Origin of the sequence: Shimia sp., from assembly GCF_039969785.1 — a bacterium.
In the GTDB taxonomy this organism is placed as follows: Bacteria; Pseudomonadota; Alphaproteobacteria; order Rhodobacterales; family Rhodobacteraceae; genus Shimia.
The window spans coordinates 1-24,709 of record NZ_JBDVNC010000051.1; the positions used below are offsets into that span (position 1 = coordinate 1).

Annotated in this window: 20 protein-coding genes; 11 read left to right on the forward strand and 9 right to left on the reverse strand. The window is 56.0% G+C overall.

Translation table 11 applies throughout. The annotated features are described in order from the left end of the window. Window positions 1-301: 301 nt before the first annotated feature. Both ABJI08_RS22370 and ABJI08_RS22375 read left to right on the forward strand, forming a co-directional pair. Window positions 302-1,120 carry a hypothetical protein gene (locus ABJI08_RS22370; RefSeq protein ID WP_348404067.1) on the forward strand — a complete coding sequence of 273 codons (819 nt, stop codon included), beginning with the start codon at window positions 302-304 and terminating at the stop codon, window positions 1,118-1,120. A gap of 77 nt (window positions 1,121-1,197) precedes the next feature. Next, window positions 1,198-1,830: a hypothetical protein gene (locus ABJI08_RS22375; RefSeq protein ID WP_348404068.1), complete on the forward strand. Its 633-nt coding sequence runs from the start codon at window positions 1,198-1,200 to the stop codon at window positions 1,828-1,830. Window positions 1,831-2,780: 950 nt separating this feature from the next. On the opposite strand, the gene ABJI08_RS22380 is transcribed toward ABJI08_RS22375, so the two are convergent. Continuing rightward, the gene (locus tag ABJI08_RS22380) at window positions 2,781-3,647 is read right to left on the reverse strand and encodes a LysR substrate-binding domain-containing protein (RefSeq protein ID WP_348404069.1); all 867 of its coding nucleotides are present in this window, start codon (window positions 3,645-3,647) and stop codon (window positions 2,781-2,783) included. A 151-nt stretch (window positions 3,648-3,798) separates the two neighbouring features. On the opposite strand from ABJI08_RS22380, the gene ABJI08_RS22385 reads away from it, so the two are divergent. The 8 genes from ABJI08_RS22385 to ABJI08_RS22420 are packed head-to-tail and all read left to right on the forward strand — an operon-like array spanning window position 3,799 to window position 13,286. Further along, window positions 3,799-5,007, forward strand: a complete 1,209-nt coding sequence (locus tag ABJI08_RS22385) for an aminomethyltransferase family protein (protein WP_348404070.1) — start codon at window positions 3,799-3,801, stop codon at window positions 5,005-5,007. 8 nt (window positions 5,008-5,015) lie between these two features. Beyond that, the gene (locus tag ABJI08_RS22390) at window positions 5,016-6,038 is read left to right on the forward strand and encodes a GlxA family transcriptional regulator (protein WP_348404071.1); all 1,023 of its coding nucleotides are present in this window, start codon (window positions 5,016-5,018) and stop codon (window positions 6,036-6,038) included. Continuing rightward, complete coding sequence (locus ABJI08_RS22395) at window positions 6,035-6,982, forward strand: hypothetical protein (protein ID WP_348404072.1); 948 nt, start codon at window positions 6,035-6,037, stop codon at window positions 6,980-6,982. The genes ABJI08_RS22390 and ABJI08_RS22395 overlap by 4 nt, the downstream gene beginning before the upstream one ends. Then, window positions 6,982-8,595, forward strand: coding sequence for an AMP-binding protein (locus ABJI08_RS22400; protein WP_348404073.1), 1,614 nt, complete (start codon window positions 6,982-6,984; stop codon window positions 8,593-8,595). The genes ABJI08_RS22395 and ABJI08_RS22400 overlap by 1 nt, the downstream gene beginning before the upstream one ends. Then, window positions 8,592-9,383 carry a crotonase/enoyl-CoA hydratase family protein gene (locus tag ABJI08_RS22405; protein WP_348404074.1) on the forward strand — a complete coding sequence of 264 codons (792 nt, stop codon included), beginning with the start codon at window positions 8,592-8,594 and terminating at the stop codon, window positions 9,381-9,383. Before ABJI08_RS22400 ends, ABJI08_RS22405 begins: the two co-directional genes overlap by 4 nt. Further along, a complete protein-coding gene (locus tag ABJI08_RS22410) occupies window positions 9,376-10,980 on the forward strand; it encodes an AMP-binding protein (protein ID WP_348309627.1) in 1,605 nt (534 codons plus the stop codon). Before ABJI08_RS22405 ends, ABJI08_RS22410 begins: the two co-directional genes overlap by 8 nt. Before the next feature lie 15 nt (window positions 10,981-10,995). Beyond that, window positions 10,996-12,429 (forward strand): aldehyde dehydrogenase family protein, encoded by a 1,434-nt coding sequence (locus ABJI08_RS22415; protein ID WP_348404075.1) that lies wholly within the window; start codon window positions 10,996-10,998, stop codon window positions 12,427-12,429. Window positions 12,430-12,431: 2 nt separating this feature from the next. After that, on the forward strand, window positions 12,432-13,286 hold the full coding sequence (locus ABJI08_RS22420) for a crotonase/enoyl-CoA hydratase family protein (RefSeq protein ID WP_348309631.1): 855 nt from the start codon (window positions 12,432-12,434) through the stop codon (window positions 13,284-13,286). Window positions 13,287-13,571: 285 nt separating this feature from the next. Here the strand turns inward: ABJI08_RS22420 and gyrB are convergent, their stop codons facing one another. The 6 genes from gyrB to ABJI08_RS22450 all read right to left on the reverse strand — a co-directional run bounded on the left by gyrB (window position 13,572) and on the right by ABJI08_RS22450 (window position 21,246). Then, window positions 13,572-15,989 carry a DNA topoisomerase (ATP-hydrolyzing) subunit B gene (gene gyrB / locus ABJI08_RS22425; RefSeq protein WP_348404076.1) on the reverse strand — a complete coding sequence of 806 codons (2,418 nt, stop codon included), beginning with the start codon at window positions 15,987-15,989 and terminating at the stop codon, window positions 13,572-13,574. A gap of 93 nt (window positions 15,990-16,082) precedes the next feature. Continuing rightward, window positions 16,083-17,189 (reverse strand): DNA replication/repair protein RecF, encoded by a 1,107-nt coding sequence (gene recF / locus ABJI08_RS22430; protein ID WP_348404077.1) that lies wholly within the window; start codon window positions 17,187-17,189, stop codon window positions 16,083-16,085. A gap of 53 nt (window positions 17,190-17,242) precedes the next feature. Continuing rightward, window positions 17,243-18,361 (reverse strand): DNA polymerase III subunit beta, encoded by a 1,119-nt coding sequence (gene dnaN, locus ABJI08_RS22435; RefSeq protein WP_348404078.1) that lies wholly within the window; start codon window positions 18,359-18,361, stop codon window positions 17,243-17,245. A 293-nt stretch (window positions 18,362-18,654) separates the two neighbouring features. Continuing rightward, on the reverse strand, window positions 18,655-20,019 hold the full coding sequence (gene dnaA / locus ABJI08_RS22440; RefSeq protein ID WP_348404079.1) for a chromosomal replication initiator protein DnaA: 1,365 nt from the start codon (window positions 20,017-20,019) through the stop codon (window positions 18,655-18,657). A 473-nt stretch (window positions 20,020-20,492) separates the two neighbouring features. Beyond that, on the reverse strand, window positions 20,493-20,756 hold the full coding sequence (gene rpsT, locus ABJI08_RS22445) for a 30S ribosomal protein S20 (RefSeq protein ID WP_348404080.1): 264 nt from the start codon (window positions 20,754-20,756) through the stop codon (window positions 20,493-20,495). Between the two features lie 349 nt (window positions 20,757-21,105). Beyond that, a complete protein-coding gene (locus ABJI08_RS22450) occupies window positions 21,106-21,246 on the reverse strand; it encodes a hypothetical protein (protein ID WP_348404081.1) in 141 nt (46 codons plus the stop codon). A gap of 200 nt (window positions 21,247-21,446) precedes the next feature. On the opposite strand from ABJI08_RS22450, the gene ABJI08_RS22455 reads away from it, so the two are divergent. After that, entirely contained in the window at window positions 21,447-22,916 is a 1,470-nt protein-coding gene (locus tag ABJI08_RS22455) for a winged helix-turn-helix domain-containing protein (protein ID WP_348404153.1), read from the forward strand. A 70-nt stretch (window positions 22,917-22,986) separates the two neighbouring features. On the opposite strand, the gene ABJI08_RS22460 is transcribed toward ABJI08_RS22455, so the two are convergent. Further along, window positions 22,987-23,763, reverse strand: coding sequence for an enoyl-CoA hydratase (locus ABJI08_RS22460; RefSeq protein WP_348404154.1), 777 nt, complete (start codon window positions 23,761-23,763; stop codon window positions 22,987-22,989). 63 nt (window positions 23,764-23,826) lie between these two features. After that, the gene (mutM, locus tag ABJI08_RS22465; RefSeq protein ID WP_348404082.1) at window positions 23,827-24,678 is read right to left on the reverse strand and encodes a bifunctional DNA-formamidopyrimidine glycosylase/DNA-(apurinic or apyrimidinic site) lyase; all 852 of its coding nucleotides are present in this window, start codon (window positions 24,676-24,678) and stop codon (window positions 23,827-23,829) included. Between the last annotated feature and the right edge of the window lie 31 nt (window positions 24,679-24,709).

Sequence of the window (24,709 nt, forward strand, 5' to 3'; positions counted from 1 at the left end):
GCGTCGAATGACACTCAAAAATCCCATGTCGATCACTCCAAATCTCCCTGAACAAAAACGTCAGGGCCATGTGTTCACATGGGTCAATTCTCAGTGACAATTTGGGGGGCTACCGGGTCAGTTCTCAATGACATTCAACAGTGGGCCTTTTTCATTTGGCCGCGTTTGTGAATAGTCCGCGCCACTGGGTTGGCTTGCTTGTCCACTCGCATACTTTACCCTTTCCTGATTCTGTTAGTAATACTAACATCAACATCAGATCTTTCGGAGATTTCGAAACAAACCGGTTTGAGAGCCCAAAATGACCGTGCAACAACCACTCGAAGACATTGCCGCTGAAACGAACTGGATCACGTTCGCCAAGAAGCTTCGCACCGCTGTGAATATTCGGGAGGATTACGGCTTCAAAGATCTCGATGGCATTCTCGACAGGGTTGCAGAGCTTCGTGGTCAGGACCGTGCCAGCCTAAGAAATCCGGTCTACGCCGAAAAATGGCTCGAGAAGAACGCACCTGATGTCCATGCAGCGGCACCCGAACACATCGCCATGACGTCCGTACTGAAATTGATCCAACTTGAACGCATGTCGGAGGCTGATACTGCGGACGTTGTTCAAAGTGTATTTGATGGCACGATGACCCGCTTAGGACTCAACAAAAAGATCGAACAAGCAAAACGAGAGACTGATCAGTCTGCGGGCGTTGGGCACGACCGATGGCACAGAAAGCGGGAGTATGAGGATTCTATCAAACGGTATCTTGAAAACAATATTGGCGTCTTGAACAAAGGTGGAAAGACAGTGCTGCGCCCTCGGGATAGATCGAAGCCAGTTCCCTGCGACTTTGAGCTGCTGCGAGGCGGAAAGCCAATTGCGGCAATAGAAATAAAAAGTCACCGGCAGAAAATCACGCGCAAGTTCCAAGTGGAAACTTTGGCGGTAGCGTCCCTTTTGCTCCGGGAGTTTCCAGAGACCTACATAATTGCACCGACCAGCTGGGAACGCTCAATGCCATCGTTGATGGATTTACGCGAACAGCTCAGCTTGCAGAACGTCAAGTTCGCAATCTTTGACGCAGAAATTGCCAACGATCATCCCGAGAAGGCGCTGCAAATACGATAGAGGCGCCGAACTGCATGGCCCGAGACTTATTGTGAAAACCTCGCACATCTGAGCGGACAACTTACACGGTGAGAACGATGGACAAAGAAGAACTCAACGAGATTGCCAAAATATTGGGAGAACCCGGTCCCAATGAAGAGTTATTCTTTGCTCGACGTCGCGCGCTTGGCATTGGAGTTGGTCTCGATGAAAACGGCGAGATAGTGAGTGTAGGAGGGCCGGTCTTTATCGATTTTGAGGCATCCTCGCTGAGCCAAGATAGCTGGCCGATTGAAGCCGGGGTGGCGTGGCTTGACGGGACGAAAGTTGTCGTTGAAAGCAAGCTCATTCAGCCCAGGCCGGATTGGCTGGAAAGTGACTGGAACGCTGAAAGTCAGAACATTCACGGCATTCAGAGATCTGAGCTTGATGATGCATCACCGCCGGACGACGTGGCCAAATGGCTGTTGGAAACAGTTGGAGGCAGGCCATTATTTTCAGACGCGCCTAAATTCGATCAGCGCTGGCTGAATCGTCTACTCAACCAACCAGGCCCAGAGATCTCTGACTTTGACGGAGCGGTCTGGGCCGCGTTTTCAAGTGAAGGCTGCATGGCGCCTGGGCATCTTCACCGGGTCTATCGCAACATGCAAGACCGGCCCTCTTTGCACCGTGCTGGCGCGGATGCCGCCAATTTGGCCTACGCATGGAGAGCGGGGATTTGGAAGTGAGCGAAAACGCAAAACTGCCAAGGGCGAAGACCAGGATGATGAGTTCTTTGGAGATATCGATGACGTGCTACCTTCGGTTGTCGAGAGCCAAGAGAGAAACCAGATTTCTGAGTTGGTCGAAAGAGATCGCCCGTTCGCGTAAGAGGGCGCCAGGAAGCTCTGTATTTTGCGCGATATAGTTCAAGACAAGTTCGGCGCATCAGTCGTCTTTGAACAACATTATCCGCCAAAAATCGACGTGGTTTCATCCTTCGCCGTCCTTCATGGTGAAGAGGACGTCCGGTCGCGGGCAATAATGTTTGTGATGGATGGACTGATCAGAAATCGCACTCCCAGCATACGGCCCGTTGAATTGATCGGCGACGACCCTGTTTGGCCTCAGGATTGATTGGGAGGGCCGGGACGTGATTGACATTCCGATCTGGAAAGAGGGCGCTTCCACTCATGAGAAAGTGGAAATGCTGGAACAGCTGAAATGACCGAAGCCCAACCGCCCTTCCAGTAGAGTGACGTGAGTGGCTCGAAGTCGAAGGCGGCAACATTGACGAATGTCGGCGACACGAAACTCCACGAAGCTGGGATCGAAGGGCAAAGGGCCCGCATCAAGCAGCGGCACTGACACACAGAGGGAGAAGTTATCCATAGTTATCCAGGCGCGGGATAACTTTGGATAACTTCCGTCAAAATACATAGGGCGGCACGAAAAGCCGCCGACCAAGACGTCAATAACGAAAGTCGGCTTCGGGAACTAAAGAATCTAAACTGTAAGGAACGAAACCGACAGCGCCGAAGCTGACATCCGCGCAAAAAAAGCAACGAACGACCGCTTGCCGCCCAACCTGTATGAGCACCCATGTGAGCCCAGCAACTAAATGTAGGTTCGTTTCGGGCTGACTGCCGTCATTTAAAAGTTTCCGTCGGGTACTCTGGTCGCCGTTGGGTGTATGACCTTATCCTGCTTCACTCCAGAGCCAATCCAAGAACGCTTCTGCTCCTGGCGAGAAAGGGGCTTTCTGGAAGACGACATAGTAGCCAGACGTTCTCACCCAAACATCTGACACTCTGACCAGAGTTCCGGCTTCTATTTCCGGGATGACCAGATCATCCCACAAAGCCACCCCCTGGCCGTCAACAACTGCTTGAACTCGGCTGTTGGAGTCCGGGATCGCCAGGCTTGACCGGCTGGGTTCATAAGGAAGCCCAGCCGCATCATGCCAGGCCCGCCAGCCCGCATCGCCAGAGCTATCGCCAAGCAATGGAAGCCTGCGCACAGCATCCTCAATTCCCATCTTCTCAATTTGGTCGGCAACAGCCCGGTTGGCAGTGGGGACTGCAGGACAAGGCATGAGAAGCTCGCTGTTGTAATTCGCCCAGCCGCCGAGCCCCCAAAGGATTGCCAGATCCACTCTGGCAGTCTCCAGCATCTCTATGGAATTGATCGGTTCAATCCTCAAACTGACGCCCGGATTGGCCTCAAAGAAGCGCGTGAGTCGTGGGGAAAGCCATCGGGAAGAAAAGTAGGTCAGCGCGCCAATGTTCACCGTAGCTGAAGAGACGCCACGCAGATCTGAAATTTCCCGGTCAATCTGGCCCAGGGCAGATTGGGATACATGCCACAACCTGCGCCCGGCGTCAGTCAGGGTCAGTTTGGCGTTGCCTCTTTCAAACAGCTGAAACCCAAGATCTCTCTCGAGCTTGTTGATCTTATAGCTGACCGATCCTTTGGACTGATGCACCTCTTTGGCCGCCGCAGTCATCGAGAGCGTGCGGGCGACAACATCAAAGGTCTTCAAGGCGTCATAGGAACGGAAGCGCATCTAACCTGTCTAATATTTTCGAACGGCTTGTGCAATTCATTGGGTTTGCGCCAGTCATATTAGCCGAGATAGGCATCATATAATGCGTGGATACTGTACGCCGCCCGGCAAACACCCGCAGGTGTCTAACAACTCTGAACGGTGAAAAAACATGACAACCGACCTCTCCCACTATCGTTTCGTCGCAAAGGCCCTGCACAACAAGGGTGCGCGCCCACGCGAGTTGGCACGCACCATGCCGGCACATCCATTGAGCTACATGGAGCTGCCTTATGATCCGGAGTACACGCTCTATAATTCGCGCCTGACACCGGAGAAACTTGATACGGCAACAGATGACGAGATGTACTGGGCCGTGCGCACAAATGTCATCTTTCGTCACACCGGTGAATTGCCGCTCGAAATCAGCGGCCCTGACGCCGAAACCCTGCTGAACAAAGTCTTCACCCGCAGCGTCAGCAAAGTGAAGTCTGGACGCTGCTCCTATCAGTTTGCCTGTTATCACGATGGCGGCATGATCACCGATGGGGTGCTGTTGCGGCTTGCGGAAGACAGATTCTGGATGGCGCAGGCGGATGGCGACCTGTTCAGCTGGTACAAGGCGCATGCCCAGGGCCTGGATGTGAAAATCCACGACCCGAATGTTTGGGTCAGCCAAATCCAGGGCCCGCGCTCTCTGGAACTGCTGGCAGCTGTGCTTGACGGGCCAATGCCTGATCCTTTCCGCTACTTTGATTGTGCAGAGGTTTCAATTGCAGGCCAGACTTGCTGGATCAGCCGATCGGGTTTCACCAACGAGTTGGGTTGGGAGGTCTATCTGCTGCCTGATACGGAGATCCCTGCAATCGGCGACAAGATCATGGAGGTCGGCGCGGCATTCGATATCTTGCTGACCGGCACGCCGGTGTTCCGCGCACGGCGTATCGAGGCAGGGCTGCTCAATGCTGGCTCGGATTTCGGAGCGGAGACCACACCGTTCGACGCGGGTCTTGGCGATTTTGTCGAGTTTGACGACCGTGACTTTGTTGGCCGCAAGGCGCTGGAAGCCGCGGACAGATCTTGCCGTACCTGGGGGATGCGTGTGACCGGAGGTGTGGCACAGTTGGGCCGTGTGATGACCATCGATGGCCAGGGAGCCGGCCGAGTTTGCTCATCGGGCTACTCTCCGTATCAAGACTGTGGTGTTTGCATCGTGCGCATGGATGACCCTGCGCAGGGTCCGGGCACGCAGGTCGATGTACTCTGCGCCGATGGATCCACCCAGAGCGGAGAGCTCTGCACCCTGCCTATGTATGACGCCGACCGCCTGATCCCGCGTGGCAAATTGGTGGATATTCCAACCAAACCGAATGCAGCTTAGTGACCTTCATGCCCGGCGTTTCAACAGCACGCATCGGGAGTTGCGAACCAGAGGCGGCTTCGGCCGTCTCCATGCACTTTGCTTTTCTACTGTTGAGGTCGTTCTCTTCCTTGGATCTTTGTGCTGCGCTGGACGTGTTTAATGAAGCTAACCAGTTTGACCAGACGCCCAGATATTCGTGGTCTCTGTTCAGTGAAGACGGAAACGCTGTGTTGGCGTCTAACGGTTTGTCCATGAATGTGGATGGTCCGATGATGCCGGTCAGCAGAAGAGACACGGTGATCGTGCTGGGAGGCAAAGAATACGTCGACGCATCTACTTTGCCAGTTCTGGCTTGGTTGCGAAGTGTTTCCCGGAAAGGTTCGCGCATAGGCGCGGTGGGAAGCGCTGTCTTCACCTTGGCCAAAGCCGGGATAGTTTCAAACGAACCGTTAACTGCTCACTGGAGGTACAGGGGGGCAATTACCGAACATTGCCCAGATTTGGAGTTAGAGCAGAACATCTTCTGTATTGGCGAAAAAAGCCTGACCTGTGCTGGAGGGGCTGCGACCTTGGATATGATGTTGCAGCTGATCGCTGAAAACAGTGGTAGCTGTATAGCCAGCAGGGTGGCAGACAGGCTTGTTTGCGGCTCTTATAGAACTGGGCAAGAAGAGCAGTCGGTTGCTGAATTCCTGCATACCGGAGAGCGAAATGCCAAGCTCGCAAGCGCAATCGGATTTATGCGGTCGAACTTGGAGGAACCTATTCCAGTTCAAGAAATAGCTGCCTCGGTTGGTATTTCCGTGCGGCAGCTTGAACGTCTCTTCAAGGCGCTTTTGTCTACAAGCCCAAAAGCATTCTACAGAAAACTAAGGCTCGAACATGCGCGGCGTTTGCTTCATCAAACATCGTTGCCAATCATCGAAATTTCCATTGCCAGCGGCTTTAGCAGCCAATCCCATTTTTCCAGACTTTTTCGCAGGCACTTCGGCGTCTCACCTCATCAGGATGCTGCAATCTCGTTGGGCAACAGGTCGAGGAATCTATGAAGAGCCGGATTGCGTGCTTCCTTGAGCCAAACCGCCGAAATGTCGACCACTTTTTCTACATCCCGGATGCGCACAGCGCTGAGTCCTGCCCGGCGCGCACGCACAACGTTCTCTGGATAAATCAGGACACCCATGCCCAGCAGCACAAACGTAAAGAACTCATCCCGGAGATATGCGGCCTGCCCGGTCTTTGGGACAAATCCCCGTTCGATGCAAAGATCCCTAACAAGGTTGGTGAACGGAAGCCAAGGCGTGTCACCGATCAGAAAAGTCTCATCACGCAACTCCACCAAATCAATCGTGTCGCGCGAGGCCAGAGGATGATGATCGGGCAGAACGACGGCCAGCCCTTCGCTCGAAATCGGCTGGCAGTTGAGAACTGGCGGCACTTGCCCCATGAAATGCCAGATGAACGCGATATCGACCTGCCTATTCAGAACCAGTTCAATCTGGCGAGGGCTTGGATAGAACCGGACACCGATCTTGACCCTTGGCTGTTGCCGCCGGAAGAACTCTATGGTTTCCGGCAGTTGACCGAGAATGGCAAAATCGGTGTAGGTGATGGAGAGGCTTCCGCGCTGTCCTTCGGCTACATCCCGGGCATTGCTTGCGATCTGATCGACAAGGTCAAAAAGTTCACCAAGGCGTTCGTAAAACGCTTCACCGGCTTTGGTCATTTCTACTGCCTGGGTGGATCTATCCAAAAGCGAAAAACCAAGTTCGGCTTCCAGCGATTGAATGGTCTTGGACAAGGCTGGTTGCGACGTATTCAGAACCTCTGCCGCTTTCCGGAAGCCGCCGCTTTCGACGATGGTTTTGAACACCAAAAATTGGCGCAGGGTGAGATTCAAGGTGATAGCTCCAAGTTATCGCTTGATGACGCATTGATATTATTCAAAGCGATCAGACCGTGCAATGATCTTGCTGTATCAGGGAGCCCTTAATGTATCTGCCAAACCTTTCGACCTCACATTTCCCCGCTCAGGGCGACGCAGAAATTCGCAACATAACTGTTGGCGGCTTGCTGCGGGAAATCGCAGACAGACACGCACTTTCAGTTGCGATGGTTGACGTTTCTGACAATGGGAGTTGCGACCGTCAGTGGACCTATGGCGAACTTCTGGAAGAGGCTGAGCGACTGGCGTTGGCCCTATCCTCCCGCTACGCCCCGGGCGAGCGGATTGTAGTATGGGCGCCCAATATCCCCCAGTGGATATTCATGGAGTATGCCTGCGGCCTGGCGGGGCTGGTTCTGGTTACTGCCAACCCGTCCTTTCAGGCCTCTGAGCTAAAGTATGTGCTGGAACAATCCAACGCAGCCGGCCTGTTTATGGTCGATGAATTCCGTGGCAACCTGATGGTTGAAATCGCGCAGGAAGCAACCGGCGGGAACAAACACCTGCGCGAGATCATAAATCTGGAGGATGCGGGCGCTCTCTACGCCACCGGGGAACGGCCTGCTGTGCTTCCTGAGGTCCAGCCGGATGATGCCGCGCAGATTCAATACACCTCTGGGACAACCGGATTTCCCAAGGGCGCGGTGCTCAGCCACAAGAACCTCGTGAACAACGCCCGGCTCTTTTGCGGACGGGCACAAGTCGGCGCGCACTCCGTTTGGGCCAATTTCATGCCGCTGTTTCACACTGCAGGTTGTGCAACTGGAGCGCTGGGGTGCCTCCAGGCAGCCTGCAAGATGCTGCTGATCAAGCGTTTCAATGCGGATGTCTTTGCCCGGCTGATCGAGGAACAGGGGGTCACAACCTGTTTTGCGGTCCCGACCATGCTGTTCAACCTTCTGGAATCCCTCGAACAAACCCCGCGTGACATGTCTTCGCTGGAGGTCATCACAACCGGTGGCGCTCCTGTGCCGCCTGATCTGGTTCGCCGGGTACGGGACCGCTTGGGGTGTCACTTGCTCAGTGCGTTTGGGCAGACGGAACACAGCCCGATGATCTGCCTGAACCCTGTCGAAGCCACCCTTGAACAGATCGTGGAAACAGCAGGCCAGCCGCTGCCGCAAACGGAGGTTTCAATCCGCTCTCCAGAGGACAATCGCGTGCTCCCAGTCGGCGAAGCGGGTGAGATCTGCGCGCGTTCTTACGCTGTGATGATCGGCTACAACGACAATCCAGCGGCCACCGCCGCCGCAATTGATGACGACGGCTGGCTGCACACCGGCGATCTGGGCACAATGGACGCACAGGGTTTTGTGCGGGTGACAGGCCGGGTCAAGGACATGATCATCCGCGGTGGTGAAAACCATTTCCCGGCCGAGATCGAAGCAGTTCTTGTTACGCACCCGGACGTGGCGCAAGTGGCCGTGGTCGGCCTGCCGGATGAGAAATGGGGGGAAATCATTGCAGCATTCATCTTGTCCGGCACTGCACCGGACGTAGCCGACCTGCGCGCTCATTGTCGCGTTCATCTGTCGGCGCAGAAGACCCCTTCGGTCTGGGTGCAAGTTCCGGAATTCCCCCTGACCGGCTCCGGCAAAGTACAGAAGTTCGCTATCCGGGAACAGTATCTCGCAAGTAGCTATGGGGAGCTGTTGGCATGAGTGTTCGCGTCGAAAAGGATGGTCCGGTCTGGACCATCATTCATTCCCGCCCTGAGGCGCGCAACGCCATGGATCCGGAAAGTGCCACGGCACTCTTTGAGGCCTTTCGATCGTTTGATGCAGACGAAAGCGCCAGGGTTGCCGTGTTCTGGGGGGAAAACGGAGCCTTCTGCGCCGGGTGGGATCTGAAACACGCTGCTTCGCTTGCCGGGGCAGAGGCACTCGACCCATTTGACTTTCCCGACAGTGGGGAACCGCCAATGGCCGCCATGGGCCCAAGCCGACTGGAGCTCTCCAAACCGGTGATTGCGGCTGTTGCAGGGGCGGCAGTGGCCGGGGGCATGGAATTGGCGCTCTGGTGCGATATCCGGGTAATGGAAGAAACGGCCTTTATGGGGATTTACTGCCGCCGCTGGGGCATTCCGCTGATAGACGGAGGTACTGTTCGCCTGCCGCGGCTGGTTGGGGAAGGCCGCGCCACGGACCTGATCCTCACCGGCCGACGTGTAGATGCAGAAGAGGCCTTGCGAATTGGTCTGTGTGAATATGTGGTGCCCGAAGGTGACGCGCGCACAAAGGCCGAAGCCCTGGCCCACGACATCGCTCGCTTCCCCCAAAGCTGCATGCGCGCGGATCGCCGTTCTGTGCGGGTGCAACACGGGTTGCCTTTGCGTGACGCTCTTCGACAGGAATGGAGTGGCAGCAAGGCAGAAGTCACCAAAGGTGTCGAAGGCGCGACCCGTTTCGCCAGCGGCAAGGGACGAGGCGGAGATTTCGGCGATGTATGATCTGAACCTCACGATGTCCTGCGTCCCGGCCCAGTCCGACATGGATACACGCGAGATAACAATTGGAGCGATGCTGCGCGAGATCGCTGAGGCGCGGCCAGCCTCCGGAGCCCTAACGGAGATTCGGCAGGATGGGTCGCCGGGACGGAGCTGGACATATGGCGAACTGCTGGCAGAGGCTGAGAAACTGGCGCGGGCTCTCTCGACCCGGTTCACTCCAGGGGAACGCGTCGTCGTCTGGTCCCCCAACAGCCCGGAATGGGTGCTGATGGAATATGCCTGTGCCTTGGCCGGGCTGGTACTGGTGACCGCAAACCCGGCCTTTCAAGCGCGCGAACTGGAGTATGTCCTGAAGCAATCCGGCGCGGTTGCCTTGTTTCTGGTGGAAGAGTTCCGCGGCAATCCAATGCGCAGTTTCGGGGCGGACGTTGCTGCTGGCATCCCGGCTGTGCGGGAAGTCACTGACATGGAGAGTCCGGCCCTGTTTGCCTTTGGATCCCGCCCAGTCTCTATGCCAAACATTGCTCCGGGCGACGCCGCAATGATCCAGTACACCAGCGGAACTACCGGCTTTCCCAAAGGAGCCGTACTCAGCCACCGCGGACTGGTCAACAATGCCCGTTTCTACGCCACCCGATGCGGAGCGACCGAAAAATCATCCTGGGTCAATGTTATGCCGATGTTTCATACGTCTGGCTGTGGAATGGTCACGCTGGGATGCCTTCAGGCAGGCTGCCGGATGGTATTGATCAGCTTGTTTGACCCGGAAGTGGTTCTGGATCAGCTTGAAGCGTGCCGAGCCGACATCATCCTTGGCGTTCCGACCATGGTGGTGGCGCTTCTGGACGCGCAGGAAATACGCCCGCGCGACCTGTCTGCGCTGAAGGTGGTCAGTTGCGGCGGCTCCATGGTAGCCCCGGAACTGGTCCGCCGGGTGCAAACCCTGATGGGGGCCGGGTTCTCGACACTCTATGGGCAAACCGAACACTGCCCGGTGATCACACAGCACCACCTGTCTGATAGCATTGAGGACATTTGCAACACAGCGGGGCAACCGGTTGCGCAAACCGAGGTCTCGATCCGCAGTGTCGATGATAACAGTGCAGTCGCCATAGGGGATGTCGGAGAGATCTGCGCCCGCGGCCCCTGTGTGTTGCTGGAATACAACGACAATCCCAAGGCCACATCCGAGACGGTGGATGCCGCAGGTTGGCTGCACACCGGCGATCTGGGCCGGATGGACGCGCGCGGATATGTGACCGTCACCGGCCGGGTCAAAGAGATGATCATCCGGGGCGGCGAGAACCACTTCCCTGCGGAAATCGAAAACTGTCTGCTGGAGCACCCTGACGTTGCCGAGGTTGCAGTCGTCGGCTTGCCGGACCCTAAGTGGGGTGAGCTGATCGGCGCATTCATCCGCAGCAGCAAACAGCTCAAGAAGACAGAACTTCACACGCATTGCCGCGCAAACATGTCACCGCAGAAAACCCCGAATGTCTGGGTGCAGGTGGATGAGTTTCCCCTCACCGGTTCCGGCAAGATCCAGAAATTTGTTCTCCGCGACCGCTTTGCCGCTGGAGATTTCCATGAACTCTGACCGAAAGGGAACGCCATGAACATCATGACAAAGCACTACATCAATGGAGATTGGGTTGCCTCGGTTGACGGGAGCGGGATGGCCGTGGTGAACCCCTCGACCGAAGAACAGATAGCCAAAATCTCGCTGGGTGGTCCCGCAGATACCGATGCGGCAGTTGCGGCGGCCAAGGCTGCCTTTCCGGGCTGGGCGGCGACTGAACCCCAGGAGCGTATCGCCGCGTTAGAACGGCTGTTGGAAGCTTACAAAGGGCGCGCGAAGGATACGGCGCAAGCGATCAGCCAGGAAATGGGCGCGCCAATTGCATTGGCAAATACGGCACAGGTGGGCGCCGGCGCTGGCCATCTCAAGAACACCATCCGTGCCGCCAGGTCATTTGCTTTCGAGCACCCTTTGGGAGATCACGCACCCGGTGACATGATCTTCCATGAACCAGTTGGGGTATGCGCACTGATCACCCCCTGGAACTGGCCGATGAACCAGGTGATGCTCAAAGTCGCGCCTGCATTGGCAGCGGGTTGCACGATGGTTCTGAAACCCGCGGAACAGGCGCCGCTCAGCGCCATGCTGCTGGCTGAAATGATTGACGAGGCAGGTTTCCCGCCAGGTGTTTTCAATCTGGTCAATGGCCATGGCGCAGGTGTGGGCAGCGCCCTCACCGCGCATCCGGATGTGGATATGGTCAGCTTCACCGGCTCGACCCGTGCAGGTGTATCGATCAGCAAATCAGCGGCAGACACTGTCAAACGCGTCAGCCTTGAGCTGGGCGGTAAGGGTGCCAATATCATCTTTGCCGATGCCGATGAAAAGGCGGTCACACGCGGCGTGCGCCATTGCTTCAATAATTCCGGCCAGTCTTGCAACGCACCGACCCGGATGCTGGTTGAACGCTCAATCTATGAACAGGCCGTAGAAACCGCGCGTTCAGTTGCAGAAAAAACTGAAGTCGGACCGGCAAACGTTGAAGGTCGACAGATCGGCCCGGTTGTTTCAAAAACCCAGTTCAACAAGATCCAATTCCTGATCAAGCGCGGTTTTGATGAGCGAGCAAGACTGGTTGCGGGCGGACTGGGCCTGCCGGAGGGGTTGGAGCAAGGCTATTTTGTCAGACCTACTGTATTTGCGGACGTCACCCCTGAGATGACTCTTTGGAAGGAGGAAGTCTTTGGCCCGGTTCTGGTCATGACTCCGTTTGATACCGAAGAAGAGGCCATCGCATTGGCCAACGACACGCCCTACGGCCTGACCAACTATGTCCAGACCGCTGATAAGGCCCGTGCACGCCGGGTGGCGCGGCAACTCCGTTCGGGCATGGTCGAAATGAACGGAAAATTCGGCGGTGCCGGATCCCCCTTTGGCGGAATGAAACAGTCCGGAAATGGCCGTGAAGGTGGCGCCTGGGGGTTGGAGGAGTTCCTTGAGGTCAAAGCCGTCAGCGATTGGGAGTGAACATGTCCAAAGTTCTTTATGAGAAAGACGGCCGTATCGGGCGGATCACCCTGAACCGCCCGGACGTGATGAACGCGATTGACGATGATCTGCCGCGCGAACTTGCCGCCGCTGTAGGGCGGGCTGACGCAGACCCTGGCGTGCATGTGATAGTTCTGGCCGGAGCGGGCAAGGCGTTTTGCTCAGGCTATGATCTGGCGCACTACGCCGAAGGCAACGGCCCCAATAAGGTGGTGCAGGAGATGCCCTGGGATCCGATGCAGGACTTCCAGTTCATGTGGGCGAACACCCAGAACTTCATGTCGCTGTTCCGGGCGATGAAACCGGTTGTATGCAAAGTCCATGGTTTCGCCGTTGCTGGCGGGTCAGATATTGCTCTTTGCGCAGATCTGACAATCATGGGAGATTCCGCCCAGATCGGTTACATGCCGACCCGGGTCTGGGGATGCCCGACCACAGCGATGTGGGTTCATCGGCTGGGTCCAGAGAAGGCGAAGCGCATGATGTTCACCGGTGACAAAATCTCTGGCGTTGAGGCCGCGGAGATGGGGCTGATATTGAAATCGGTTCCGGATGATCAATTAGACGATGCAGTTGAGGCTCTGGCCGGGCGTATGGCAACTGTGCCGATCAACCAACTGGCGATGCAGAAGATGGTGATCAATTCCGCCGTAGAGGAGAAGATCAACCAGACTCAGCGCCTGGCGACTGTATTCGACGGCATCACGCGTCATTCCCCGGAGGGTATGAACTTCAAAGCCCGTGTTGAAATGGTTGGCTGGAAACAAGCGGTGGCGGAAAGGGATCAGGGTACGTTCGACTGGACGAGAAACCAGCCTTTTGATTCCGACAAGTGAAGGTTCGCTAACTCTTTGGACAAAAAATTGTTTTCTGCACTGCGGATACCCACTCGGCTGAGTATCCGCAGTGCTATGGGGATCCCTACAGCAGGTGTATCGGATCAGATCCAACGCGAAACGCACTTTTGTCCCCAAGGACAGCTTCTCGCCCTATACTGACGAGTGCTGCGCCCGCTACGTCCTCTAATTTAGGGCTTGCCACGACCCATTTTTCCCCAGGCGTTCACGCCGGAGTGCAAAGTTATGCTCTAAGTGCAAAGTTATACCTGAACCTACAAACTCTTAGAAATCCAGATTTTCCACGCTGAGCGCGTTTTTCTGAATGAATTCGCGGCGTGGTTCGACGACGTCGCCCATGAGCTTGGTGAACAGATCGTCGGCTTCGGCCATATCTTCGACCTTAACCTGTAAGAGCGTGCGCGCGTCCGGGTCCAGAGTTGTTTCCCACAATTGGCCGGGGTTCATTTCGCCCAGACCCTTATAGCGTTGCAGCGTCAGACCTTTTTCGCCTTCGCCCAGAATGGCGGCGAGCAGGTCCAGCGGACCGTGGATGACCTGAGAGCGGTCTTTGCGCACGAGCGTTGCGGCGGTGCCGTAGATTTCCTGCAGGCTTAGCGTGAAGCTACCGGTCTTGCGGGCTTCGCCAGACCGCAGCATGGGGCCGTCCAATGTGCGCACCTCTTCGACGCCACGCAGAATGCGGGCCAGACGAATGCCGTGATCCTGAGTGATCCGTCCCTGCCAACCCTGTTCGTATTCCAGCGCAATCAGGTTCAGTCGAGACGCAACCTTGTCGGCAACGCCCTGAAGGTCTGCATCCACGGCGCCCGGCACAAAGGCACCGGCGATGGCGGCTTGTTCCAGAATGTGGCGCGGATAATGGGTTGGGAAAGCATCAAAAACCCGGTTCAGCTGACGGGCCTCTCCGACGACGCGGGAAAGGTCCTGACCAAGTATTTCTTCACCGGACCCGAGGCGCAACACCGCACCATCGACGCCTTGTTCAACAAGGTAGTCGTCAAGCGCAGCCTGATCCTTGAGATAAACCTCGGATTTACCACGCGCCACTTTGTAGAGGGGCGGCTGAGCAATATAGAGATGTCCTTTTTCAATCAGCTCTGGCATCTGGCGATAAAAGAACGTCAGCAAAAGGGTGCGGATATGCGCGCCGTCTACGTCGGCATCGGTCATAATGACGATTTTATGATAGCGCAGCTTTTCGATGTTGAACTCATCACGTCCAATTCCCGTGCCAAGCGCCATGACAAGGTTGCCGATTTCCTGGCTTCCCAGCATTCGGTCAAACCGCGCGCGTTCCACGTTCAGGATTTTACCACGCAAGGGCAGAATCGCCTGTGTCATCCGGTCCCGCCCTGTTTGCGCAGAGCCACCAGCCGAGTCACCCTCGACAAGGAAGACTTCGGTTTTGGACGGGTCTTTTTCAGAGCAGTCTTTGAGCTTGCCTGCCAGAAAGTTCACATCCATCGCGGTTTTGCGCCGGGTCAGTTCGCGCGCCTTGCGCGCGGCTTCGCGGGCATGGGCGGCTTCGACAATCTTGGTGACAATGATCTTGGCCTGCGCCGGGTTCTCTTCGAACCATTCCGACAGTTTTTCGTTCATCAAACCTTCGACAGCCGGGCGCACCTCAGAGCTGACCAGTTTGTCTTTGGTTTGGGACGAGAATTTGGGATCGGGGACTTTGACGGACAAAACACAGGTCAAACCTTCGCGCGCGTCATCCCCGGTAAAGCTGACCTTTTCCCGTTTGGCGATGCCGCTTGCCTGAGCGTATTTCTGCAAGGTGCGGGTCAGCGCCCCGCGAAATCCAGCCATGTGCGCGCCGCCGTCCCGCTGAGGGATGTTGTTGGTAAACGGCAGAACCGTTTCGTGGTAGCTGTCATTCCACCACATTGCAACTTCGACACCGATATCGTCACGTTCACCTTTGACATAAATCGGCGCCTCCATCATCGGAGTCTTGTGGCGGTCGATATATTTGACGAATTCGTTGACGCCGCCATCATAAAATAGCTCTGAGCGCAGGGGTTCGGCAGGGCGTTCGTCTTCCAGAATGATGCGGACACCCGAATTCAGAAACGCCAGTTCGCGCAGACGTTTTTCCAGCGTATCAAACGAATATTCGAGATTGCTGAACGTGTCTGTTGACCCCAGAAAGCGCACTTCGGTGCCTTTGCGGCCATTGGCATCGCCAACCACCCGCAAATGTTCGGTGGTTTCGCCATGTTCGAACTTGGCATAGTGTTCTTTGCCGTCGCGCCAGACGCGCAGTTCAAGCCAGACCGACAGGGCGTTCACAACCGAAACACCCACACCGTGCAGACCGCCGGAAACCTTATAGGAATTGGAGTCGAATTTACCGCCAGCGTGCAGTTGGGTCATGATGACCTCAGCGGCTGAGACGCCTTCTTCTTCGTGAATGCCGACCGGAATACCACGCCCGTTGTCGCTGACAGAGACGGAACTGTCAGCGTGAATTTTCACGGTCACGGCATCGGCATGACCGGCCAGAGCCTCGTCAATTCCGTTGTCCACGACCTCGTACACCATGTGGTGCAGACCCGAGCCATCGTCGGTGTCTCCGATGTACATGCCGGGGCGTTTGCGGACCGCTTCCAACCCTTTGAGAACTTTAATGGATTCCGCGCCATATTGCTCGGGTGATTGCGCGTCTTCAGACATTCATGTCGTCCTTTTTGATTTTGGTATTTTATACCCATATTCGCAGGGAATGTCACGCGATTGACCGAAAATACCCGTCAGGGCCGGCCCGGCTCAGGAACGCCTGGACACCTCGGAAATACCGTCGGTTTCGGTGACTTCCAGATACTGCGCCCGCGCGCCAAAAGTCTCAAACAATCCGGGTTCCGTACCTGTCATCCAGGCTTGCGTTTTCAACGCGCAAATCTCGTCATAAAGCGACGCTCTGCGGGCGATATCCAGATGGGCCGCGACCTCGTCCAGCAACAAAATGGGCGGTGCGCCAAAGTCCTGAACGAGGGCGCGCGCATTGGCGAGGATCAAAGACACCAGCAGGGCCTTTTGTTCGCCTGTCGAACAGTCGCGCGCGGGCACGCCCTTGGCCTGGTAAACGCCGTAAAGGTCGGTGCGATGCGGCCCGACAAGCGTGCGCCCGGCTGCGATGTCGCGAAAACGGCTTTCGGCCAGTACCTCGCGCAGGTCGTCTTCTGTTTCAGGCAGGCTGCCTTCGGTCTGTGTCAGTTCAAGCACCGCCGTCGGAAAGGCGGTTTCTGCGGCGTTCTGGGCAGCGCTGAGGCGGGTCAGCGCCTCGGCGCGGGCGGTATGAATACGATGCCCCGTTTCGGCCATCTGACGCTCTAGCGCGCTGTACCAGTGCGGATCGCTGACCTGATCCTTGAGCAGCCGGTTTCTTTCGCGCATGGCTTTTTCATAGGCCAGCGACGCCTCGGCATGATCTGGAAAGAAACTAAGAGTCATACGATCCAGAAAGCGGCGGCGTCCCTCGGCCCCTTCGATCCACAATCGATCCATCGCCGGGATCAGCCACAGTACCCGCGAAATTCTGGCAAGAGCAGTCTGAGGTGCGGCCTTGTCGTCTATGCGTACCTGACGCGCGCCACCCTCTTGGGACCGGATATCGATTTCGTGGCTTTGACCGGGGCAGTGCAGCAGCCCTTCCAGCTTCCAGCCCAATGCCTCGGGGCGTCGGGTCATGTCTTCGGCGCTGGCGCGGCGCAGTCCACGACCCGGTGAAAACAGGGATATGGCTTCGAGAATATTGGTTTTTCCGGCCCCGTTTGGGCCAAAGACCGCAACCGGATGCGCATCGCATTCGACAACGGCTTTCTTGTGGGACCGAAAGTGAGACAGGCGGAGACGCGACAGATACAGCTCAGACACACGATTGTCCTTTTGCCGGGTCAGCGCGCATCCAGATCAGGTATGTCAGCGCGTCACACACGCATCGGCATGACAACATAAACCGCGCTGGTGTCGTTGCCTTCGCGCATCAGGGTTGGATCGCCTGCCGAATTGAACAGGAACACGGCGTTTTCGCGATCCACCTGACTTGCAATCTCCAGCAGATATTTGGCGTTGAAACCAATCTCAAGCCGTTCATCGCCATATGCCACGGCAAGCTCTTCTTCGGCGGCACCCGCATCTGGCGCATTGACCGACAGGATCAGTCTGTCTTCGTCCAGCTGCAATTTGACGGCACGCGAACGTTCTGACGACACAGTTGCTACACGGTCGACAGCCTTGGCAAATTCGGACGCGTCCACCTCTAGTTTGCGGGTGTTTCCGACCGGGATCACACGTGTATAATCCGGGAATGTTCCGTCGATAACCTTGGAGGTGAGCGTAATATCTGGGGTCGCGAAGCGGACTTTGGTTTCTGACACCGACACTGCAATCGACATGTCGTCATCGTCCAGAAGTTTGCGCAATTCGCCAACGGTTTTGCGGGGCACAATGACGCCGGGCATCTCGGCAGAGCCTTCTGGCAAGTCCGCATCGATCCGGGCAAGCCGGTGACCATCCGTGGCCACGCAGCGCAGAACGCGACCGCCCTCAGACTCGGACACATGCATGTAGACACCGTTCAGGTAATACCGGGTCTCTTCGGTTGAGATGGCAAATTTCGACTTGTCAAACAAACGCCGCAGAACGGGCGCAGGCGCCGAAAAATTGCTGGAATATTCAGAGGATGCCATCACCGGAAAATCTTCTTTGGGCAATGTCGCCAAAGAAAAGTTAGAGCGACCAGCGTCAACCGTCAGGCGGCCGGACGTCCCGTCATCGGTTAGCGTAACCAGAGCCCCATCTGGCAATTTGCGCACGATTTCGTGCAGCGTGGTGGCCGAAACGGTAGTGGCACCTGCGCGCTCGACCATGGCCGGGGCTTTGTCAACAACTTCGATATCCAGATCGGTTGCACGGAACTGAACCGTATCGCCTTCGGCCTCGATCAGAACGTTGGCAAGGATCGGGATAGTGTTGCGGCGCTCGACAACTGATTGCGCCTGGGAAACGGCCTTGAGCAGAACGCCGCGTTCGATACTAAGTTTCATGTCCTCTTCCCTCATCCATGCCGGGAGGGGCAAGGTAGCGTAATCCCCCGTCGGCTCAAGCTGTTTATTGTTTTTCCGACGCTTTCCCGGGGTCGTCAAGGCGTCGTTGGGGTCCGCAGTGAGCATTGGATGGAATTTTGTAGGAAAACTTGCCAGAAAGTAGAATTCGTGCGTCCTGATCCGGCGGGTTTGGCGGGTATTCCAACAGGTTTGTGCAAATAGGACAAATCTGCCGCAGCCACCCATTGGCTGCAGCCACGTTTCACCGGATCATCGTTTTCAAAATTTTGAGGTCAGGCTTCCAATGACCGGCGTAACAGTTCGAGGTCTTCGGCAATCTGACCGTCCTGAGACCGCAATTCTTCGATCCGTCGAACGCCGTGCATGACGGTTGTATGATCGCGCCCGCCAAACCGACGTCCGATTTCCGGCAAAGACCGCGATGTCAGTTGCTTGCAAAGATACATCGCCACCTGACGCGGGCGCGCAAATGTGCGGACACGTTTGGGGCCGATCATGTCGCTGAGGCGGATATTGTAATGGTCCGCGACCTTGCGTTGAATTTCCTCGACCGAGATTTTACGCTCGGAGGCGCGCAGGACATCTGACAGGCAATCCTGGGTCAATTCCATCGTGATTTCGCGCCCTACCAAAGAGGCAAATGCGAACAGTCGGGTCAGAGCGCCTTCCAGCACGCGCACATTGGTGGAAATGCGATGTGCCAGAAACTCCAGAATGCCATCCTGCATCTGTAGTTCGGGATATTGCGCACGATACGTGTCGACTTTTGCCTGAAGAATGCCTAGGCGCAGTTCATAGTCTGTGGGGTGCAGATCGACGACAAGCCCACATTGCAAACGGCTTTTGATGCGGTCTTCGAGGTCTTTGATTTCGCCCGGCGCACGATCTGCCGAAATGATGATTTGTTTGTTCTGGTCGACCAGCGCGTTGAAGGTGTGGAAGAATTCCTCCTGTGTGCTGTCTTTGCCAGCGATGAACTGAACGTCGTCCACCATCAGAACATCAACCGAGCGGAAAAGCTCTTTGAAGTCCATCATACGGCGGTCGCGTAATGCCTGCACAAACCGATACATGAATTGTTCTGCGGACAGGTACAGCACATTCAGGTCCGGCCGGCGCGCCTGAAGCTCCCATGCGATTGCGTGCATCAGGTGGGTTTTGCCCAAACCGACGCCACCATAAAGAAATAGGGGGTTAAATGTCACCGGGCCGCCCTCTGCCACACGGCGTGCGGCGGCGTTTGCCAACTCGTTTGGTTTGCCGACAACAAAGCGGTCAAACGTAAAGCGTGCATCCAGCGGGGCGCCGGCGATCTCAGTTTCACGGCTGTCTTCGGATTTCGATGCTTTGGGAGCGGCAGTTTTCATTGACGGTTTAGAAGGGCGTACTGACAGGTTGGCGGGCACTTTGAAAGTCACGCGCTGTACAGTTTTTCCGACCTTTGCCAGCTTGTGCAAAATCAGGTCACCATAGTTTTGCGATACGTAGTTCCCAATAAAATTCGTTGGGACATGAAAAGTGGCGACACCGTCGGAGAGCTCCGAAAACTCTATGGGTTCAATCCAGGTTTTGTAGTTATTCTGCCCGACCGTTTTGAGTAAGTCTTGTTGAAGCGCGCCCCATTGTTCTTGTGTCATCTGTCCCCATATTCCTTCAGCGGTGCTTTGCCGGACTGTGCCCGATCATTCCTGTCCTTCACGATCCACAACGCCCAAGGCAGCAGAACATTCAAGTTCCAGCGAACAGCATTACCACCCGACCAGATTCCCCAATCCGATCAGTCGCTTTTCGATTGCGCATTTGCGCAGCAAATTAGGAACAGTTTCGAACCAATTGACCACATGGCAGACACATCCAATCATGCGCAAATGCACCCGGATATGGTGTCCGATATGGCCTGCCGGCCATCGCGGTATTGGTATCTGTTCCCCCCAAGGCGAAGTGACTCGCAAGACTGAAAATAGCAAGTTGGTCGGCGTCACGGCAACCGAACTTCGAACTTGACTCGGGGAAACTTCGAAAAGAATCTCTTAGTCCGTTTTAGGGGGCACAAAATAGAAAAGGCGCTGCCTAATGCAGCGCCTTTTCTTTCAGTCACTTGGACCTGAATTCAGGCCAGAGATTTGACGCGTGATGAAAGACGCGACATTTTCCGGGCTGCTGTATTTTTGTGGTAAACGCCTTTGGTGACGCCGCGCATCAATTCTGGCTGAGCGGCGCGCAGTGCTGCGGTTGCTGCCTCTTTGTCGCCCGAAGCGATGGCTTCTTCGACGGTGCGCAATGTGGTGCGGATGCGCGAACGGCGCGCTTTGTTGACGGCCAAACGGCGCTCGTTCTGACGGGCGCGTTTTTTCGCTTGGGGTGAATTTGCCATGAATCTTAGACCCTTACTTGGTTCGGTTCGTTAAAATGCGTGCCACGTCCCGAGCGGGCCTCTCGCGGATGGAGAGAATCGATTCAAGCCTGAGCGGGCTGCACGCGCATGTATGACGGCGGCATATAGCGGCTTTGGCGCAGGTTGCCAAGGCGATTCTAAAGCCGGATCAAGACCAATATCTGGAACGTCGGCATCGCATCGGTATTGTGTCCGTATTGCATCGGTTGTGATTCAAGTGTTCCGAATCCGATCTGACCCGCCTGCCTTTGCCTCGACTGATATTCGTGTTGGCGCGGGTTGGACAGAACCCCTTGGCGTTCTTTCAATGGTTTTCGACAGGGATGAGTCACAGCAGGCCTTCAAAGCTGGATGTATCGGATTTCTTCTGCGTCTCGGTGTAGCTCCAGAAAAATGCTGCAATCCGGGCGACCCACATACCGAAGGAAAAGGAAGGAGCAGTTTTGGCGGCTTTAACAGTGTCTGACATGGGAACCTCGCAATTATTGACGTTTCATGTTCTAAATCTACTGGATGGCGCTAGTGCGCGCTTGAACGGCAGCTTGTCAAACGCTTGCCATTTTCTTGAATTCTGTTGTCCAGAGGTTGTGCTTCTTGATTTTCGCGTTCGACGACATCCGAATAGACACTGATTGTCAGGAGTTGACCCGGAAAGGTGAATTGGTCCCTTTGCAACCGCAGGTCTTCGACTTTCTGCGATTCCTCGTGGAGAACAGAGAGCGCGTCGTGTCCAAAGATGATCTGATTGAGGAAATCTGGGACGGTCGGGCAATATCGGACGGTTCATTGAACGCGCGTGTGAATGCTGCACGAAAGGCGGTTGGCGATTCCGGTAGCCGGCAGGAGTTAATCAAGACCATTCCCCGCAAGGGGTTTCGTTTCGTTGCACCCGTTACCGAAAATGCGAATGCAGAAGCCCCTGTTGAGCCAAACGTAAAAGAGGCGACCGACAAAGGGCCATCTTTGACGGTGTTGCCGTTTGCCAATCTGAGTGCTGATGATGGGCAGGCATTTCTTGCGGACGGCCTGACCGAAGACGTCGTCACGGCGTTATCCAAGCTTCGCGGGTTCTTTGTAACGGATCGTTCCACGACTTTTGCGCTGAAGGCGCAGGAAATTGATCTGCGTGAAATTGCGGCAGAGTTGGGGGTGCGTTATGTCTTGCAGGGCAGCGTTAGATCATCAGGGCAACGCATTCGTGTAACGGCCAGCTTGGTAAATGCGGAGTCTGGCGCGCAGTTGTGGAGCGAACGTTACGACCGCGATCTGACGGATATTTTTGAAATTCAGGACGAACTGACCGAAAGCCTTGTTGCGCATCTCTCGCCCGAGTTGTTTGCGGCCGAGCATGCACGTCTGCGGCGGCGCCCTCCGGCAAGTCTGGATGCCTGGGAATGCTTCGTGGATGCATTACATCATTACGGAAAGCAGTCTCAGGACGGCAGCCGAACGGCCATTGACGCCCTGGAACGGGCCATAGAGCTTGATCCGCTTTACGCTCAGGCGCTGGGACTTTACGCGACCATTCTGGCCTGGCGGGTTATTCAGGGCTGGGAGCCCAAGGAGCCGACACTGGACATGGCACGCGCAGCGTCGGATCGTGCCTTGTTGGCAGATACCAATGATCCCTGGGCTTCGATCGGGCGCGGATACGTGTCAATTGTCGCGCGGGAAGGCGATGCCGCAATCATGAATTATGGGCATGCAGTAGATTTGAGTCCCAACTTTGCTTATGCACGGGCGCTGCTTGGGGTTTCAAATGGTTATGCTGGCAACGCGGATATTGCGCGGACGCATATTCAAAAAGCCATCGCGCTGAGCCCACGCGACACGTTCATCGACAAATTCTACCTTTATCTGGCCATAGCAGAATTTCAGGCAGAAAATTACCATGAAGCTGCCCGAGCCGCGCAAAAAGCAATTCAGCTAAAACCCGGTCATCCCAGTTCACACCTGTTCCGGGCGGCGTCCTATGGTGCTGCACAGGAACAGGGGCCAGCGGAAGCGGCCGCCAAGGATTTTCTCGCGCTGGTGCCGCATGCACGCGCGTCAGAAATACAAAACTCGGTCTTGTATTATCAGGAGGCTGATCGCCAAAGAGTGGCCGACGGGCTGCGCCGGGCTGGCGTGCCAGAGTAAGGCCCGACGCCCTGCCGGATTTCGCTTTTTTGACCTGAAAGCATCCCTTGGAGTGAATTCCGGGCGCGCCTTACTTGTCCCGGAACTGGGCTTCGCGCTTTTCCATAAAGGCGGCCATGCCTTCTTTTTGGTCTTCGGTCGCGAACAGGGCGTGAAACACACTGCGTTCAAACAACAGACCCTCGGTCAGCGAGCTTTCAAAGCTGCGATTGACGGCTTCTTTGGCGGTGCGCGATGCGATCAGAGATTTTTCGGCAATCTTGTGTGCCGCGCTCAGCGCTTCGTCGATCAGCTTTTTGTTGGGCACAACGCGGCTGACCAATCCAGCGCGTTCTGCTTCGGCGGCGTCCATGAAACGACCGGTCAGGTTCATATCCATCGATTTGGATTTGCCCACTGCGCGGGTCAGACGCTGGCTGCCGCCCAATCCGGCAATAACACCCAGATTGATTTCCGGCTGACCAAACTTGGCCGATTCAGACGCGATAATGAAATCGCACGCCATCGCCAGTTCGCAACCACCGCCCAGCGCATAGCCTGATACAGCGGCGATCACCGGTTTGCGGATACGCTGGATGCCATCCCCAAAGGCGGCAAAGAGATTCGCAGCACTGACTTCGGCAAATGTCATCGCGGACATTTCTTTGATGTCGGCGCCAGCGGCAAATGCTTTTTCCGATCCGGTGAGCACAACACACCGCACCTTGTCGTTGGCATCGGCGTCTTGCAAAGCCCGCAGCAGTTCACTCAGCAGCTGTTGGTTCAGAGCATTCAGCGCGTCCGGGCGATTCAGCTTGATAAGGGCGACGTGGTCTTCGATTTCGACGTTGATCGTCTCAAAAGCCATGGCTTTGCTTTCCATTGTTCCGGTCAGAAGTGATTCCTTACCATTTGCGGTGGCTGGATCAAGTTATCTTTGGCATTGCGCGCAATAGTAGGATGAGCGTCCTGATTGAGTGATTCGGCAAATTGTGCCCGTGCAGGCCGGAGTTCTGCAGGGTTCATCTTCGCGTCCGTAGACATCAAAAGAGTGTTGAAAATAACCAAGTTCGCCGTCTGCCTGTCGAAAATCCCTGAGTGATGATCCGCCCGCGGCAATGGCGTCCTGCAGGACTTTTCGGATAATCGGAACAAGAGATTTGATGCGGGCCTCTGAAATGGCTCCTGCCTTACGTTTAGGCGAAATTCCTGCACGAAACAGCGCTTCGCAGACATAGATATTGCCCAGACCGGCGATGATTCTCTGATCCAGAAGCGCGGACTTGATCGGTGTGTTGCGCCCCATGAGGCGGTCGCGCAGGTAGGTTTCGTCAAAGCCGTTGCCCAATGGCTCGGGGCCGAGTTTCGCGAGCAGGGGATGGGTTTCGATCTGATCAATGGGGCGCAGATCCATGGCGCCAAAGCGACGCGGGTCATTGAACGTGACGCGCGCGCCATTGTTCATATCAAAGACCACATGGTCGTGTTTTTCCGCCTTGGGATGGTCATGTGTGAACTGACCCAGCGGATCGCCGGACACCGTCATGCGCCCGGACATGCCCAGATGGATCAACAGCGTTTCGCCGGTGGACAGGTCCACAAGGATATATTTGGAGCGGCGCCGCAGCGCCTCGACACGGGCGCCGGTCAGGCGGGCGGCTATGTTTTCGGGAAACGGCCAGCGCAGATCGGGGCGGTTCACCTGAGCGTGGATGATGATTGCGCCTTGCATTGCGGGTTCCAGACCGCGGCGGACGGTTTCGACTTCGGGCAGTTCGGGCATGGTGTATTTGGTTCACACAATTGGGTGGCAG

Bases quoted from the DNA above. Each gene is read 5' to 3' on its own strand.
- ABJI08_RS22370 (WP_348404067.1), top strand. From the start codon at position 302: ATGACCGTGCAACAACCACTCGAAGACATTGCCGCTGAAACGAACTGG.
- ABJI08_RS22375 (WP_348404068.1), top strand. From the start codon at position 1,198: ATGGACAAAGAAGAACTCAACGAGATTGCCAAAATATTGGGAGAACCC.
- ABJI08_RS22380 (WP_348404069.1), bottom strand. From the start codon at position 3,647: ATGCGCTTCCGTTCCTATGACGCCTTGAAGACCTTTGATGTTGTCGCC.
- ABJI08_RS22385 (WP_348404070.1), top strand. From the start codon at position 3,799: ATGACAACCGACCTCTCCCACTATCGTTTCGTCGCAAAGGCCCTGCAC.
- ABJI08_RS22390 (WP_348404071.1), top strand. From the start codon at position 5,016: ATGCCCGGCGTTTCAACAGCACGCATCGGGAGTTGCGAACCAGAGGCG.
- ABJI08_RS22395 (WP_348404072.1), top strand. From the start codon at position 6,035: ATGAAGAGCCGGATTGCGTGCTTCCTTGAGCCAAACCGCCGAAATGTC.
- ABJI08_RS22400 (WP_348404073.1), top strand. From the start codon at position 6,982: ATGTATCTGCCAAACCTTTCGACCTCACATTTCCCCGCTCAGGGCGAC.
- ABJI08_RS22405 (WP_348404074.1), top strand. From the start codon at position 8,592: ATGAGTGTTCGCGTCGAAAAGGATGGTCCGGTCTGGACCATCATTCAT.
- ABJI08_RS22410 (WP_348309627.1), top strand. From the start codon at position 9,376: ATGTATGATCTGAACCTCACGATGTCCTGCGTCCCGGCCCAGTCCGAC.
- ABJI08_RS22415 (WP_348404075.1), top strand. From the start codon at position 10,996: ATGAACATCATGACAAAGCACTACATCAATGGAGATTGGGTTGCCTCG.
- ABJI08_RS22420 (WP_348309631.1), top strand. From the start codon at position 12,432: ATGTCCAAAGTTCTTTATGAGAAAGACGGCCGTATCGGGCGGATCACC.
- gyrB (WP_348404076.1), bottom strand. From the start codon at position 15,989: ATGTCTGAAGACGCGCAATCACCCGAGCAATATGGCGCGGAATCCATT.
- dnaN (WP_348404078.1), bottom strand. From the start codon at position 18,361: ATGAAACTTAGTATCGAACGCGGCGTTCTGCTCAAGGCCGTTTCCCAG.
- dnaA (WP_348404079.1), bottom strand. From the start codon at position 20,019: ATGACACAAGAACAATGGGGCGCGCTTCAACAAGACTTACTCAAAACG.
- rpsT (WP_348404080.1), bottom strand. From the start codon at position 20,756: ATGGCAAATTCACCCCAAGCGAAAAAACGCGCCCGTCAGAACGAGCGC.
- ABJI08_RS22450 (WP_348404081.1), bottom strand. From the start codon at position 21,246: ATGTCAGACACTGTTAAAGCCGCCAAAACTGCTCCTTCCTTTTCCTTC.
- ABJI08_RS22460 (WP_348404154.1), bottom strand. From the start codon at position 23,763: ATGGCTTTTGAGACGATCAACGTCGAAATCGAAGACCACGTCGCCCTT.
- mutM (WP_348404082.1), bottom strand. From the start codon at position 24,678: ATGCCCGAACTGCCCGAAGTCGAAACCGTCCGCCGCGGTCTGGAACCC.